This is a genomic window from Glycomyces sp. NPDC047010, assembly GCF_040644205.1.
In the GTDB taxonomy this organism is placed as follows: domain Bacteria; phylum Actinomycetota; class Actinomycetes; order Mycobacteriales; family Micromonosporaceae; genus Glycomyces.
The window spans coordinates 99,781-113,840 of record NZ_JBEYVY010000006.1; the positions used below are offsets into that span (position 1 = coordinate 99,781).

Annotated in this window: 12 protein-coding genes; 7 read left to right on the top strand and 5 right to left on the bottom strand. The window is 73.8% G+C overall.

The window, feature by feature from the left end; translation table 11 throughout:
* The first annotated feature begins 100 nt into the window (after window positions 1–100).
* Complete coding sequence (locus tag AB0A65_RS13725; RefSeq protein ID WP_359951025.1) at window positions 101–508, top strand: VOC family protein; 408 nt, start codon at window positions 101–103, stop codon at window positions 506–508.
* On the opposite strand, the gene AB0A65_RS13730 is transcribed toward AB0A65_RS13725, so the two are convergent.
* Window positions 505–1,338: a helix-turn-helix transcriptional regulator gene (locus AB0A65_RS13730; RefSeq protein WP_359951027.1), complete on the bottom strand. Its 834-nt coding sequence runs from the start codon at window positions 1,336–1,338 to the stop codon at window positions 505–507. The two genes, AB0A65_RS13725 and AB0A65_RS13730, sit on opposite strands and share 4 nt — an antisense overlap.
* A 100-nt stretch (window positions 1,339–1,438) precedes the next feature.
* Here AB0A65_RS13730 and AB0A65_RS13735 point away from each other — a divergent pair, with 100 nt between their 5' ends.
* A complete protein-coding gene (locus AB0A65_RS13735; protein WP_359951029.1) occupies window positions 1,439–2,203 on the top strand; it encodes an SDR family NAD(P)-dependent oxidoreductase in 765 nt (254 codons plus the stop codon).
* Between the two features lie 45 nt (window positions 2,204–2,248).
* Here the strand turns inward: AB0A65_RS13735 and AB0A65_RS13740 are convergent, their stop codons facing one another.
* Window positions 2,249–5,557, bottom strand: a complete 3,309-nt coding sequence (locus AB0A65_RS13740) for a DUF4132 domain-containing protein (RefSeq protein WP_359951031.1) — start codon at window positions 5,555–5,557, stop codon at window positions 2,249–2,251.
* Window positions 5,558–5,656: 99 nt separating this feature from the next.
* The gene (locus AB0A65_RS13745) at window positions 5,657–6,046 is read right to left on the bottom strand and encodes a VOC family protein (protein ID WP_359951033.1); all 390 of its coding nucleotides are present in this window, start codon (window positions 6,044–6,046) and stop codon (window positions 5,657–5,659) included.
* A gap of 82 nt (window positions 6,047–6,128) precedes the next feature.
* On the opposite strand from AB0A65_RS13745, the gene AB0A65_RS13750 reads away from it, so the two are divergent.
* From AB0A65_RS13750 to AB0A65_RS13770, 5 genes are all read left to right on the top strand, one after another.
* A complete protein-coding gene (locus tag AB0A65_RS13750) occupies window positions 6,129–7,115 on the top strand; it encodes a WYL domain-containing protein (protein WP_359951035.1) in 987 nt (328 codons plus the stop codon).
* Window positions 7,099–7,845, top strand: a complete 747-nt coding sequence (locus AB0A65_RS13755; RefSeq protein WP_359951037.1) for a class I SAM-dependent methyltransferase — start codon at window positions 7,099–7,101, stop codon at window positions 7,843–7,845. The genes AB0A65_RS13750 and AB0A65_RS13755 overlap by 17 nt, the downstream gene beginning before the upstream one ends.
* Before the next feature lie 161 nt (window positions 7,846–8,006).
* Complete coding sequence (locus AB0A65_RS13760) at window positions 8,007–9,920, top strand: serine hydrolase domain-containing protein (RefSeq protein WP_359951039.1); 1,914 nt, start codon at window positions 8,007–8,009, stop codon at window positions 9,918–9,920.
* 10 nt (window positions 9,921–9,930) lie between these two features.
* Window positions 9,931–11,229, top strand: coding sequence for a histidine kinase (locus AB0A65_RS13765; RefSeq protein ID WP_359951041.1), 1,299 nt, complete (start codon window positions 9,931–9,933; stop codon window positions 11,227–11,229).
* Window positions 11,226–11,882, top strand: coding sequence for a response regulator transcription factor (locus AB0A65_RS13770; RefSeq protein ID WP_359951043.1), 657 nt, complete (start codon window positions 11,226–11,228; stop codon window positions 11,880–11,882). Before AB0A65_RS13765 ends, AB0A65_RS13770 begins: the two co-directional genes overlap by 4 nt.
* Here AB0A65_RS13770 and AB0A65_RS13775 read toward each other — a convergent pair.
* On the bottom strand, window positions 11,852–12,844 hold the full coding sequence (locus AB0A65_RS13775) for a BadF/BadG/BcrA/BcrD ATPase family protein (RefSeq protein ID WP_359951045.1): 993 nt from the start codon (window positions 12,842–12,844) through the stop codon (window positions 11,852–11,854). The genes AB0A65_RS13770 and AB0A65_RS13775 overlap by 31 nt on opposite strands.
* Before the next feature lie 4 nt (window positions 12,845–12,848).
* Window positions 12,849–14,048 (bottom strand): family 16 glycosylhydrolase, encoded by a 1,200-nt coding sequence (locus AB0A65_RS13780; RefSeq protein WP_359951047.1) that lies wholly within the window; start codon window positions 14,046–14,048, stop codon window positions 12,849–12,851.
* Between the last annotated feature and the right edge of the window lie 12 nt (window positions 14,049–14,060).

The window sequence follows — 14,060 nt, forward strand, 5'->3', positions numbered from 1 at the left end:
GATCCTGCCACCGGGAGCGGACGGTACCTGTCCGGAATGCGGATCACGCTGGTGCGGCACCGGGCGAGGGACGCCCGGGACGCGAGCGAGGAGCAGTCACATGAGCGTGAGCACCACACCGCACCTGAACTTCCGGGGCGAGGCCAGGGAGGCGCTGGAGTTCTACCGGTCCGTGTTCGGCGGCGACCTGGTGGCGATGACGTACGGGGACATGGGCTCCCAGGACCCGGGCGAGAGGAACCGGGTCGTGTGGGGGCAGGTCGCGGCCCCGAACGGGTTCCGAGTGATGGCCTACGACGTACCCGAGGCGGTGCCGTTCGGGCGCGGCGAGGACCCGTTCTTCGTGTCGGTCCGCGGCGACGACGTGGAGGAGCTGGCGGGCCTGTGGGCGCGGCTGGCGGAGGGCGGCACGGTGGCGCAGCCGTTCGGGCCGTCGGCGTGGGCGAAGGCGTACGGGATGGTGAGGGACCGGTTCGGGATCACGTGGGTCCTGGACGTAGTCGCTTAGGCGGCGGCCGGGCCGAGGACTGCGAGGAGCTTCAGCTGCTCCTCGGCCTCGGTCCGGGGCGCGGCGGTGAGGACGAGGAGCGCCTGGGTCTCGTCCTCGGTGTAGAGCACCTGGCAGTCGAGTTCGATGGGGCCGACCTCGGGGTGGACGAGGGTCTTGTGGTCGGCGAAGCGCTTGGCGACCTCGTGGCGGTCCCACAGCTCGGCGAACTCCGGCGAGCGCTTCCGGAGCGCCGCCACGAGCTCCCCGGCGCGGGACTTGGACCCCATGGCGCCGTAGGCGACCCGCAGGGCCGAGACGAGGGCGCGGCCCTGGCGGTCGCGGTCGTCGGCGGGGTACTTCTCGCGGTCGGCCGGGCGGGTGAACCAGCGGTACGCGTCGTAGCGGTCGAGCCCGGTGAACGCGGTGCGGTCGCCGAACAGGGCCTTCGCGAGGTCGTTCTGCACGAGGGCCTCGCCGAGGTTCGAGAGGATCAGCGCGGGCGTGTCCTGGAGGCGGTCGAGGACGCGAAGGAGCGCGGGGGCGACGTGCGCGCCGTCGCCGATGCGGGCGGGGAGGCCGTGCCCGGCCATCCGGAACAGGTAGTCGCGCTCCTGGTCGGTCAGGCGCAGGGCGCGGGCGAGGGAGGCCAGCATCTGGACGCTCGGCTGCGGGCCGCGGCGCTGTTCGAGCCGCGTGTAGTAGTCGGTGGACATGGACGCGAGCGCGGCGACCTCCTCGCGGCGCAGCCCGGGCGCGCGGCGGCGCACGCCGGGCGGGAGCCCCACGTCCTCGGGCCGCAGGTGCTCGCGGCGGGCGCGCAGGAACTCGGCGAGTGCGGTGCGGTCCATGCGTCCAGTATCGGCCCCTCGGCGGGCCCCAGCCAGGGACCGGCGATCCCCCGATGGACGATCTCTGCACATCGCGCCCGGATTCGCCCAGACTCGGGGCATGGACATTTCAGGGAACACGGTCTTCATCCCCGGTTCGACCTCCGGGATCGGCCTCGCGCTGGCGCTGGAGCTCCAGGCGCGGGGGAACACCGTCGTCGTGGGCGGGCGGCGCGCGGAGCTGCTGGAGCGCCTCGCGGCCGAGCACCCGGGGCTGGACACGGTCCGCATCGACACCGCGGACCCGGCGAGCATCGAGGCGGCCGCGAAGGAGGTGCTGGAGCGGCACCCGGACCTGAACGTGCTCATCGCGATGGCCGGGATCATGCGCGCCGAGGACTGGCACCGGCCCGAGGGGTTCCTCGCGTCGGCCGAGGCCACGGTGGCGACGAACGTGCTCGGGCCGATCCGGCTCATCGCCGCGTTCACCGAGCACCTCCAGACGCGCCCGGCCGCGACGATCATGACCGTCACGTCGGGGCTGGCGTTCACGCCGCTGCGCGCGACCCCCAGCTACAACGCGTCGAAGGCCGCGATCCACATGCTCGGCGAGTCGCTGCGCCTCCAGCTCGCCGACACGTCGGTGCAGGTGGTGGAGCTGGTGCCTCCGGCGGTGCAGACCGACCTCATGCCGGGGCACGCGGCGAACGAGCGGAACCTGCCGCTGGACGAGTACGTCGCGGAGGTCATGGCGCTCATCGAGTCGCAGCCGGACGCGAAGGAGATCCAGGTCGAGCGCGTGAAGTTCCTGCGCTACGGCGAGGCCCGCGGGGACTACGACCAGGTCGTGGCCGTGCTGAACGCGAACGAGCCCGCGAACGACTGAGGCGGCGAAAGGGCCGGGCCCCTCGGGGCCCGGCCCTTTCGCGTGTCAGGCGCCCGGTTCGACCACGCGGGTGAGCGCGGTGAGGGCCTCGGAGGCGGCCACGGGGTTGACGTTCTCCAGGCCCGTGGCGGGCTGGGGGCTCCGCCAGCCGCTGAGGTCGTGCGTGGAGAGGACGACCTCGCGGAGCGTCTGGCGCTCATGGACGTTCACGTCCCCGGCGTAGAGGCCCGGGTCGAGCGCGATCACGAGGTAGCCGGTGCCGGGCAGCTCGCACCACAGGCCGTGCTCGATCCCGGCGTCGAGCGGCGCGGAGCGGACCCAGCCCTTCTTCGTGAGGCCGAGGAGCGCGCCGACGCTGACCTCCGCGCCCTCGAAGCGGGCGAGGCGGCCGGTCGCCAGCTCCTCGTCGGTGAGATAAGCGACGGGGCGGCCGATCTGCTCGAAGGGCTGCACGATCTCGTAGTCGGCGAAGATCTCGGCCCACGCGGCGCCGTCGCCGAGGTCCGCGGCGTGCGCGAGCCGGACGACCGCGCCGTCCGCGATGTCGATGGCGTCCTCGTTCGCGTCGGTGCGGCTGCGGTCCTCCGCGAGGCGGAACGCGACCGGCCCGGTGCCGTCGTCGGCGGTCCACACCAGGCGGCGGGTGAGGTGCCAGGTGAGCGGGTGGCGCACGAAGTACTCGTCGAACTCCGCGGGCGTCCAGGTGCGGCCGGTGACCATGGCGCGTTCGAGGCGCTTGACCTGGTCGGCGGCGACGGTGCGGAGCTCCTTGCGGAGGTTCGCGAACCGCTTGTAGGCGGCGTCGGCGAGGACTTCGTCGTCCTTCGCGCCGGGCTTCGGGAGGGACTTGCGCGGCTTGCCGTCCTCGTCGGTGACGAAGGGCTTGAGCTGCTCGTCGAAGCCGACCTTGAAGCGGCGCGGCCCGTAGTCGAGGACGAGCGCGTCGGCGTCGCGGAGCCCGTAGTCGGGCACGAGCCGGTCGGCGAGCTGCTCGGAGGTCAGGCCGAGCGCGGCCGCGATGGCGGCGATCTGCGCGCGGGCCTCCTCCTTGATGGCCGCGAACCTGGCCTTCTCGCCGATGCCCTGGATGGCGCGCAGGGCCGTCTCGGTGCCGAGCCCGCCGAGGACCTGGAGGCCCTTGACGGCGCGGTGGTGCTGGTTCTCCCCCGGCCAGCGCCCGATGAGCGGCGCGAGCGCGTGGACGGTGCCCTCGTCGCCGAAGTGGAGGAGCTGGGTGAGGGCCCAGGAGTCGTCCCAGGGGGCGCCCGCGGTGAGCCACTGCTCGAACAGGGCGGTGGAGAAGCGGGTGAGGGACGCGCGGTCGCAGGTCTCGGCGAGGACCGCGATGCCCGGGTAGTCGTACTCGGGCGAGCCGAGGCCGAGGACGATCGCGGCGGTGCGGGCCACCGAGTCGGGAAGGGCGCGTTCGCGTCCGGGGAGGAGGAGCTGCGGGAGCGCGGGCGGAGAGACCCACGGGCCGGGGTTCGGGACGGGGACGCCGGCGGGCAGGAGCGGGTCGGCGTCGGCGAGGGGCGCGATCGCGGCGGCGGCTTCGGGCCCGTAGTGGGCGGCGGCGTCGCGGACCGCTTGGGCCCGGCCGGAGGCGGCGAGGTAGCGGAGGGCGGCCTCGGCGGCGGCGCGGGGCTTCTTGGGTTTGTCGAGCGCGTCGGGGACGAGGAGCAGGGCGGCGTCGGGGCCGTGCCGGTCGAGCCAGGCGAACGCGAAGGGCCGCATGGTCTTCAGGCGGACGAGGGCGTCGGCGGCGAGGCGGGCGGCGGCGAGGTTGACGACGGGCAGGAGGATCTCGCGCAGGGACGCGTCCGATCCGGCGAGGAGGGCGATCTGGGCGGCGACGGCGTCGCCGTGGTTGGCGAGGATGCGGCGCATGACGTTCGGGTCGGTGTAGCCGGGGGCGGGGTCCCATTCGGCGGCGTCGACGAGGTCGGCGGGGGCCAGGGCGAGGATGCGGGTCTGGTGGTGGGCGCCGGCCTCGGCGAACTGGGCGGCCTCGTCGGCCCAGTCGCGGTCGCGGTCGTTGTAGCGCACGCCGATCTGGATGTCGAGGTGCTGCTCGCGTTCTCCTGGGGCCCAGTCGACCCGGTTGACCGGGGGCGGGGTGAGTCCTTTGAGGATGACGGGCGGGCCGGTCTCGGTGGCCTTGGACCAGGGCGGGGCGGTGAGCAGGGCCGGGAGTTCGTCGAGGGAGGCGGCGGGGAGGCGGGTCGTGTCGGCGGTGGCGGCCCCGATCGCGGCGCGCACGTCGTCGTCCTGGGCGGCGAGGGCGGGGCCGAGGAGCACGGGGTCGCCGTAGAGGAGCGCGATGAGGCGCTTGCGGATCGCGGTGTCGGCGCCGGGGAGGCGGGCGGCGACGGCGCGGAGGGTGCGCTGCGGGAAGCGGACGGCCGCCTCCAGGGCGTATCCCATCGCGGTGGGGTCGTCGAGGCGGTCGAGGAGGAGGTCGAGCGCGGCGTCGGTGGGGATCAGTGAGAAGCACCGGAAGAGGGTCTTGCGCTCGTTGGTGTCGAGGTAGGCGCCGAGCTGGTTTTCGAGGACGGGGAGGGCGGCGGCGCCGAGGCGGTCGAGGAGGTCGGCGGTCTCGGCGGTGTCGACCCAGCTGGCGCGGATGCTGGTCGGGTCGAGGTCGTCGAGCTGCGCCGGGGTGGTCACGATCTGGAGGAGGTAGAACGTGGCGCTCGCGTTCGGGTTCAGGGCGCGGTGCTCGGCGCACACCTCGTCGAGCCAGGCGGTCTCGGCGGGGACGAGGAGGCTGGCGGCGAAGCGGTGCAGCGGGTCGGTCCGCAGCGGCGCCAGCGCGGCGACGACGCCGGCGTATTCGGCGTCGGGGAGCGCGGCGAGATGGGAGCGGATCGCGGTGAACTCGGTCGTGTTGGCGGCGCGGGCGATCCGGTGGGTCTGGAAGGTCGTCGCGGTGAGGGCGGGGCAGCCGTCGCGGCCGTCGGTGGCGATGTCGAAGGTGAGGAACTCGGCGAGCGCGGCGGCGGCGAACGGCAGACCGTGGTCGGCGGCGGTCGCCTCGAAGCGGTGGCGGTCGAGCACCGGGGTGGAGTGGGCCGAGAGCCGGGTGAGGCCGAGGACCGCGGCCGCGCCGGGGAGGTCGGGCTTCCCGTCGAGGAACGCGAGGGCCGCGTCCCGGTGGCGGGAGTTGGCCTCCAGGTCGAGGTACCCGCGGACGACGGGGTCGATGTCGGCGAGGTGCGCGCGGCTCGCCCCGAGGTCGGCCTTCAGCTTCTTGGGTTTGCCGTTGCCTCTGCGGGGCTTGACGAAGCGGTTCCAGGAGGCGGGGAAGTCGAGGCGGTCCTCGTCGGGGAGCGCGGGGTTCTCGGATTCGGTCACGGGCGCCAGTGTAGGAACCGGGTACGACAGCGTTCGGGCTGGTACGCAGGGTGATCGGACGGGAGCGGGCGGCGACCCGGGGCCGCCGCCCGCGTTTCGCTAATCGACGGGTGCGACCCGGATCAGGTTGCCGTCAGGGTCGGCGGCCACGAAGGTGCGGCCGAAGACCTCGTCGTGCGGGGCGCTGAGAATGGTGACGCCCTTGGCCTTCCACTCCTCGTGGAGCGCGTCGACCGCGGCGGCCGCGTCCCGTCCGCCCGGTACGGCGATGCAGAGTTCACTGGTGCGCACCGGGTTCGCGGCGAAGTCGACGTTGGAGCGGCTCCACAGCGAGAGGCTGATGCCGCCTCCGGGGTTGTCCGGGGCGAGCTCGAAGGAGATGTAGCCCGGGGTCTCGAAGACCGGTTTGATGTCGAAGAGGTCGCCGTAGAAGCGGGCGGCGGCCGGGGCGTCGGCGACGTAGACGATGAAGATGTTCGGTGCGGGCATGATGCCCTCCTTTCCGTCGGGACCGCCACCGTAGGCGGAGAACCTGACGGGATCTGTCAGGTTCTCTGGGAGAATCGGTGCCGTGACTCCTGACAGGTTCTTCTCCCTGCTCCTGGCCCTGCGGACGCGCCCGGAGACCACGGTGGCGGCGCTCGCGGCCGAGACCGGCGTGTCGGACCGGACGGTGATGCGGGACCTGCACTGGCTGCGGGACGCGGGCTTCCCGGTCCTCATGCGCCGCGGCAAGTACGGCGGGGTCTCGATGCTCCCGGGCGGCGGGCTGGACTCGGGGCGGCTGACACCGGGCGAGCGGGAGCATCTGGCGCTCACGGGACTCGACGGGGACCAGCGGCGGCGCCTCGGCGTCGAGCAGGTGAGCGGACGGGCCCTGCGCAAGGTCACCGGCGCGCGGGGGCCGGGCGACCTGATCGCGGTCGGCGACCTCGTCGTCAGCGACAACCGGCCGTGGTTCGGGCCCGAGCCCGCGGGCACCTCCCCCGGGGCGCTCATCGGGGACCTGCGCCGCGGGGTGCGGCTGCGGGTCCGGTACGAACGCGAGCGGGAGGCGGCCCGGTGGCGCACGGTGGACCCGTACGGGCTCTTGGCGAAAGGGGGCCGCTGGTACCTCGTCGCGGACGAGGAGGGGCGGCCGCGGCTGCTCAACCTCCAGCGCGTCGCCGAGTGGGAGCCGCTGCGCACGGCGAGGCGGCTGCGCGAGGGCGCGGGGCTCGCCGCGGTCGCCGCGGAGCTGACGTCGGGGTGGGAGGGGGCCGGGGACCTCGAAGTGCGCCTTCGGATGCAGGAGTACCAGGTGGAGCGGGCGCGGCGCATCCTCGGCTCGCGCCTGTCGATCGGGGAGGCCGAGCCGGACGGGTGGCGGTCGGCGGTGCTGCGGTGCCGCGTCCTGGAGGACGTGCGCCAGCTCTTGGCGTTCGGCGCGACGGCCACGGTCACCGGCCCGCCGGAGGCGGTGGCCCGCGTGAAGGAGCTGGCGAGGGAGATCCTCGACCACTACGCTCATACCGCCTCCAAGGAAAGGACGACCGACCACGATGGACCTCCCACGTAGCTTCACCATCCGCGAGAGCAGCCACCGGCTGATCAACCCGTTCACGCCGGAGAAACTGGCGGCCCTCGGCCGGGCGGTGCGCCCCGCGCCGGGCACGGCCATGCTCGACCTCGCCTGCGGCAAGGGCGAGATGCTGTCCACCTGGGCGCGCGACCACGGCACCACGGGCACCGGCGTCGACATCAGCACGGTCTTCATCGCGGCCGCCCGCGAGCGCGCCGCCGAACTCGGCGTGGCCGAGCGGGTGTCGTTCGTCCACGGCGACGCCGCCGGACACGTTGCGGCCGAACCGGTCGGCATCGCCTCGTGCATCGGCGCGACCTGGATCGGCGACGGCCCCGCCGGGACGGTCGAGCTGCTGCGCCGCAGCCTCGCCCCCGGCGGGCTCATGCTCATCGGCGAGCCGTACTGGCGGCTCGACCCGCCCGACCAGGCCGCCGTCGAAGGCTGCCACATGTCGGCGAAGGAGGACCTGTTCGCCCTCCCGGAGCTGCTGGAGCACTTCAACGGCCTCGGCTGCGACGTCGTCGAGATGGTCCTCGCCGACCAGGACAGCTGGGACCGCTACGTGGCGGCCCAGTGGCTCAACGTCCGCCAGTGGCTCGACGCCAACCCCGACGACGAGCTGTACGCGGAGATGCGCGCCGAGCTCGACACGGCACCCGTCAACCACGCCCGTTACCAGCGCGAATACCTTGGCTGGGGCGTCTTCGCGCTGATGGACCGCTAGGACGGAAGGGGCGCCGCCGGTCCGGCGGCGCCCCTTCGCGTTCCGGGCCGCCTCCCCCAAAGGTCGTAACCCGATTTCCGACTCGCGCGAGAAGTCGGGAAGGTCCCTTTCCGGACAGGATGGCGTGGTCAGACCGAGACCACGCACCCGATGGAGACGACATGACCGCCCGACACCTCGCCGCCGCCGCGGCCCTAGCCGCGGTCGCGGTGCTCGCGACCGCCTGCGGGAGCGCCGCGCCCGCGGTGCCCGAACCGCACACCCCCGACGCGCCGGAGGAGTTCACCGCCGCGAACGTGGACGCCTGGCTCGACGAGACCCTGCCCGGCATGCTCGAAGCCGAGGGGATCGCGGGCGCCAGCGTCGCCGTCGTCGGCGACGGGGAGGTGTTCACGACCCGCGGGTTCGGGGACGCCGCGCCCGGGACGCCCGTGGACCCGGCCGGGACGCTGTTCCGGCCCGGCTCGATCTCGAAGGTGTTCACCGCGACCGCCGTCATGCAGCTCGTCGAGCAGGGGGAGCTCGACCTCGACACCGACGTCGCCGCGTACCTCGACTTCGAGATAGACCGGAACTACCCCGAGGACCTCACCCTGCGGCACCTGCTCAGCCACACCGCCGGGTTCGAGGAGCGCGTCGCCGGGCTCATCGGCCTCGACGGCGAGGAGGTCGACCTGCGCGCGGCCCTCGCGACCGACCCGCCCGAGCAGGTGTTCCGGCCCGGCACGACCCCCTCGTACTCCAACTACGGGAACTCCCTCGCCGGGTACATCGTGGAGCGCGTGAGCGGCGTGCCGTTCGAGGACTACGTCGACGCGAACCTCCTCCAGCCGCTCGGGATGGACTCGTCCTCGTTCCGCCAGCCGCTCCCCGCCGACCTCGCCGACCGCGTCTCGGAGGGGTACAACGACTCCAGCGGGCCGGCCCAGCCGTTCGAGTACGTCGGCACCCCGCCCGCCGGGGCGCTCTCGGCCACGGCCGACGACATGGCGACGTTCATGCTCTCGCAGCTCGGCGTCGGCACGCAGCTGCTCGGTGAGGAGACGCGGGAGCAGATGTTCTCCCCCGCACTCGAATCCGACAGCCTCGGCGCGTTCGCAGAGGCTCCCCGTATGACCCTCGGCTGGTTCCAGGAGGACCAGAACGGGCACCGCGTGGTCGGCCACGGCGGCGACACCAACTTCTTCCACTCCCACCTGAACCTCTACCCCGAGGACGGCGCCGGGATCTACGTGTCCTTCAACAGCACCGGCACCGACGGGACCGCCACGATCGGCCTGCGCAGCGACCTCATGCGCGACTTCGCCGACCGGTACTTCCCCGGCGGGACCGAGGCCACGGCAGTGGACGGCTCGAACGCCGAGCTCCTCGCGGGGACCTACTACTCCTCGCGCGGCTTCCACAGCACGTTCCTGAGCGCCCTCGACCTGTTCAGCACGACCGAGATCACCGCGACGGACGACGGCCGCATCGCGTTCGAGGCCGACCCGGGCACGCTCGAACCCGCCGTCTACGAGCAGGTCGGCCCGGACCTGTGGCGCGAGGTCGGCGGCGAGCGCACCCTCGCCGTCCGCATCGAAGACGGCAAGGTCGCCGGTATCGTCCACGACGCCGCGTTCACCATGCTGCCCATGGACCTCGAACGCCAGCTGTCGCTGCCGTTCACCGTCGCCGCCATCCCGGCGCTCCTCATCGGACTCCTCGCCTGGCCCGCCGGGGCGCTGTACCGGAGGCTGCGGCACCGTCCCGGCCCCGGTCCCGAAGGGCGGCGCTGGCGGGTGCTCGTGCGGGTCGCCGCCGCGGTCTCGCTGCTCGCCGTCGCCGGATGGGCCGTGGTCTTCATGCTCGCCTTGGGCCTTCAGGACCCGCCCGCCGCGCTCATCCGGGCCGTGCAGGTCCTCCAGCTCATCGGGGCGCTTGGCCTGATCCCGGCCGCGGTGCGGCTCGTCGGCGAGATCCGGCGCCGGGCCGGGTGGCGGGCCGTGACCGGTACGGTGGTCACGCTGCTGGCCCTCGGCGCGGTCGCCGACTTCGCGATCGAGTTCCAGCTCCTGTCGCCGAACATCTCCTACTGACGGAGGAAGCATGTCCGCGCCCGCTCCGGCGGCCGCCCTCACCCCGGGAGAGCGCCTCGACAAGGCGCTCTCCCGGATCGGGGCCGCCCGGCCGTTCACCAGGGACGCCGTCCTCGCCGTGGCCGTCGCCGCGACCACGCTGGGGCTGTACACGATCCTGGCGCGCATCGGCCCCGCCGAGGCGTCGCTCCAGGTCACCACCGCCGAGGTGTGGACCATGGGCGCGCTCGCGGCGGCACAGGGGCTGCTGCTGTGCCTGCGGCGGGTGCGGCCGGGCCTGTGCCTGGCGCTCATCGTGGCCGTGCAGCTCGGCATCATCGCGATCGCGCCGCAGATCATGGCCCAGGGCTTCGGTCCGGCCATCGCGGCGTACACGCTGGGGACGCTCGCGTCGGCGCGGTTCACGTTCACCGCCGCCGCGACCGCGGTGGTCCTGGAGACCGGCGCTTCGGCGGCCGCCACGTGGGGCGAGCCGGGCGCGGCGGTCACCGTCCTCAACCAGCTCGGGTCGAGCGCGCTGCTGTACGCGGCGGCCGCTTTCGTCGGCGCGTACGTGGCGGCCCGGCGCCGCAACCGGGCCATGGCGCGGGAGCGGGCCGAGCAGATGCTCAGGGCCGCAAGGGAACGCGCCGAGGCGTCGGTCCGCGCCGAGCGGACCCGCATCGCCCGGGAGCTCCACGACGTGGCCGCGCACCACCTCTCGGGCATGGTCGTCCAGGCCGCCGCGATCGAGCGGCTCATCGACCGCGACCCGGCCGCCGCGAAGGACGGCGCCGCGTGGATCCGCTCGCAGGGCAAGGAGACCCTCGCGAACCTGCGGCAGGTCGTGGGCCTCCTGCGCGAGCGGGGCGACGCCGGCGACGGCGACGCGCCCGTCCCGGGCCTCTCGGCCCTGGATGCGCTGGTGGAGGAGTCGCGGCGCCTCGGCGACGACGTCGCGTTCGCGCGCGAGGGCGAGCCGCTCGTGCTGCCGCCGATCGCGGACATCTCGTTCTACCGGGTCGCCCAGCAGGCGTTGACGAACGCCCGCCAGCACGCGCCGGGAGCGCCGGTGCGGCTGCGCCTCGCGTACAGCGAAAGTGCAGTGGAGCTTCTGGCCGCCAACGGGAGTGCGCGGCGCGCGGTCGCGGCGACCGGGCACGGCGGGAGCGGCCTGGTCGGGATGCGCGAGCGCGCCGACCTCGTCGGCGCCGAGTTCGCGGCGGGCCCGGACGCGGACGGCGGCTGGAGCGTGCGGCTGCGGCTGCCGGTCCGCGAGGCCGACCGGGAGCGGCAGGACGAGGCGTTCGCGAAGGAGGGGAAGCGATGATCAAGGTGCTGCTCGTCGACGACCAGGCGGTGGTCCGCGCCGGGTACCGGGTGATCCTGGAGGACGCCGGGGACATCGAGGTGGTCGGCGAGGCGTCGAACGGCCCGTCCGCGGTGGTCGCCGCGGCCCAGTTCGCGCCCGACGTCGTCTGCATGGACGTGCGCATGCCCGGCGGCGACGGCCTCTCGGCCACGCGGGAGATCGTGGCGGCGCGGGACGGGGACCGCCCGGCGGTGCTGGTGGTGACCACGTTCAATCCCGACGAGTACGTGTTCGGAGCGCTCGAAGCGGGCGCGAGCGGGTTCATCCTCAAGGACTGCGAACCGGAGGACCTGATCGACGCGGTGCGGAAACTCGCCGAGGGCAAGGGCCTCGTGGACCACGCGGTCACGCACCGGGTCATCACGGAGTTCGCGCAGCGGCGGCGGCGTCCCGGGGTTTCGCCTGCGGCCGAGGTGCTCACGGCCCGGGAGTTGGAGATCGTGCTGCTCCTCGCCCGCGGGATGTCGAACGCGGAGATCGCGCAGGAACTGTTCGTGGAGACGAGCACCGTGAAATCGCACCTGGGCCGGGCCATGACGAAGATCGGTGCGCGGGACCGGGTGCAGACCGTGGTGTGGGCCTATGAGAACGGGCTCGTCGAGGGCCGCTGAAGCGACAGGGCGGCGAGCTTCGCGGCCCCGAGCTCGGCCGGTCCGGCCTGGGTGACCGGCGCGCCGGGCCAGGCGGCGGCGAGCCGTGTCCGGACGCCGTCGCGGACGGGGGCGCTGCCGCGGAGCACGCTGCCGGACAACACGATCGGCGTCGTCTCGCCGGGGTCGCGCACGTTCGCGACGGCCGCGGCGAGGTGCGCGGCGGCCTCATCGAGGATCGCCGCGGCGCCCTCGTCCCCCGCCAGCGCGGCCTCGGTGACGAGCGGCGCCAACCGGTCGAGACTGCGGGGCGGGCGCTGGTGGACGGCGATCACGAACGCATCGGAGGCGGGCGGAGGCCCGCCCGCGGCTCGGTCCGGACTCGTTCCGGCCGTTCTGGTTTCATCGGCATCGTCGCCGAGGACGGCCCGGACCACCAGTTCCGTCAGCAGGGTCGGCGGGCGGCCAGCCTGGAGGTGCGCCGCCGTGTCGGCGGCGGCGCGGCGGCCGATCCAGAAGCCTGATCCCTTGTCGCCGAGGAGCCAGCCGAGGCCGTCGCCGACGCGGGTGATGCGGTCGGCGTCGATGCGGGCCGCGGCCGAGCCGGTTCCGGCGATGAGGACCGTGCCGAGCGGTTCGTCCGTGCCCGAGGCGAAGGCGACCTGGGCGTCGCCGACCGCCGCGACCGGGCATCGGAGCCCGGCGGCGTTCCAGACGCGCTGGAACGCCGCCGAGGTGTCGGGCCGGTCGAAGCCGCTGACGCCGGCGAGGCCGAGGACGGCGGCCGCGATGCGGCGGGGGTCGGTACCGGCCAGGGCGTCGGCGAGGGCGCGGGCGACCTCTGCGGCGGCGAGGTCGGGCGGGACGGCCAGCGGGTTGCCCCCGCCGGCGGCGCCCCGGCCGACGACCGTGCCGTCGAGGGTGGTCGTGACCGCGCGGGAGGAGGTCCCGCCGACGTCGAGGCCGAGTACCAGCTTGCTCATGGGATCAGCATGGACCCAGGTCGGTCCATTGCGGCGTCCAGCCCGGCTCGGAGCCCTGGGTCCACCAGTTGGCGCGCCACAGGTGCTCGCCGTCGCCGGACTTCGGGCCGTTCGGGTCGCCGTTCGCGCTGCGCTCGTGGACGACGGTGTTGCCCGCGGTGTAGACGGAGGCGAAGGACCAGTCGGGGGCGGTGCCGCAGTCGGCGCCGGTCGGCGGGTCGGTCGGGTCGGTGGGTTCTTCCGTGGTGGGCGGGGTGGTGGGGCATTCGCCGCCGCCGGTGCCCACGGTGTCGGTGTGGTCGACGCCGTCGGCGCGGTACCCGGCGACGCGGGTGTTCACCTGGGCGGGGGTGAGGACCTCGCCCGCGGTGTGCATGACGTAGTCGACCTGCTGGTTGTAGACGCTGGTGCCGCCCGCGTGGGCGGCGGTGTCGATGAACCAGAGGTTGAAGTTGATGGACATGGGGGTCTCCGGGTAGTACTTCCCGGAGTGGTCGGCGACGAGCGCGCCGTCCACGTAGTACTTGACGTGGCCGTCGGCGACGGTGAACACGAGGTCGTGCCAGCCCGCGTAGCTCTGGCGCTGGTTGTTGTTGATGTTGTCGGCGATCCAGGGGTCGGCCTGGTAAGTCTCCCAGGTGGTCTCGTAGAGGATGTTGCCGGTCTCGCCCCAGCCGCCGTTGGGGAGGTACTCGAAGTCGATCTCGCCGTAGTCGGGGTCCATGGGCGCGTCGAGCGGGGTGATGGTGAAGAACGTCTCGACGAGGTGGTCGCCGTCGGTGCCGCTGACGGGGGCGTCGGCGAACTTGACGCGGGCGGCGTAGGTGCCCTCGAAGAACTTCTGCTGGTGGAGGAGTTCGGCGTGGCTGGTGCCGCCGCCGGTGCCGTCGGTGGCGGCGCGCAGTTGCAGGGACTTCGCGCCGTCCACTGTGGGGAACGAGACGTTGCTCGCGGGCCAGGCGGCGCCGGGGACGCCGGGGCCTCCGGCGTTGGTGCGGACGGTCCAGCCGCGGGCGGCGATGTCGGGGTCGGCGGAGGAGTCGTAGGCGAAGTCGTCGAAGAGGACGCCGTCGCAGGCGGCCGCTTCGGCGGCGTCGGCGTCCCGGTCGGCGTAGGTCGCGGTGGCGGTGCCCGCCGCGGCTACGGCGAGGACGGCCGCCGCGACGCCGACGAGGCGCCTGCGCGGGGTGCGGATGGTGGTCATGAGAGCTCCCTT

Excerpts from the sequence above, each read along its gene's own strand:
- AB0A65_RS13725 (WP_359951025.1), top strand. The coding sequence starts at position 101 with ATGAGCGTGAGCACCACACCGCACCTGAACTTCCGGGGCGAGGCCAGG.
- AB0A65_RS13730 (WP_359951027.1), bottom strand. The coding sequence starts at position 1,338 with ATGGACCGCACCGCACTCGCCGAGTTCCTGCGCGCCCGCCGCGAGCAC.
- AB0A65_RS13735 (WP_359951029.1), top strand. The coding sequence starts at position 1,439 with ATGGACATTTCAGGGAACACGGTCTTCATCCCCGGTTCGACCTCCGGG.
- AB0A65_RS13745 (WP_359951033.1), bottom strand. The coding sequence starts at position 6,046 with ATGCCCGCACCGAACATCTTCATCGTCTACGTCGCCGACGCCCCGGCC.
- AB0A65_RS13755 (WP_359951037.1), top strand. The coding sequence starts at position 7,099 with ATGGACCTCCCACGTAGCTTCACCATCCGCGAGAGCAGCCACCGGCTG.
- AB0A65_RS13760 (WP_359951039.1), top strand. The coding sequence starts at position 8,007 with ATGACCGCCCGACACCTCGCCGCCGCCGCGGCCCTAGCCGCGGTCGCG.
- AB0A65_RS13765 (WP_359951041.1), top strand. The coding sequence starts at position 9,931 with ATGTCCGCGCCCGCTCCGGCGGCCGCCCTCACCCCGGGAGAGCGCCTC.
- AB0A65_RS13770 (WP_359951043.1), top strand. The coding sequence starts at position 11,226 with ATGATCAAGGTGCTGCTCGTCGACGACCAGGCGGTGGTCCGCGCCGGG.
- AB0A65_RS13775 (WP_359951045.1), bottom strand. The coding sequence starts at position 12,844 with ATGAGCAAGCTGGTACTCGGCCTCGACGTCGGCGGGACCTCCTCCCGC.
- AB0A65_RS13780 (WP_359951047.1), bottom strand. The coding sequence starts at position 14,048 with ATGACCACCATCCGCACCCCGCGCAGGCGCCTCGTCGGCGTCGCGGCG.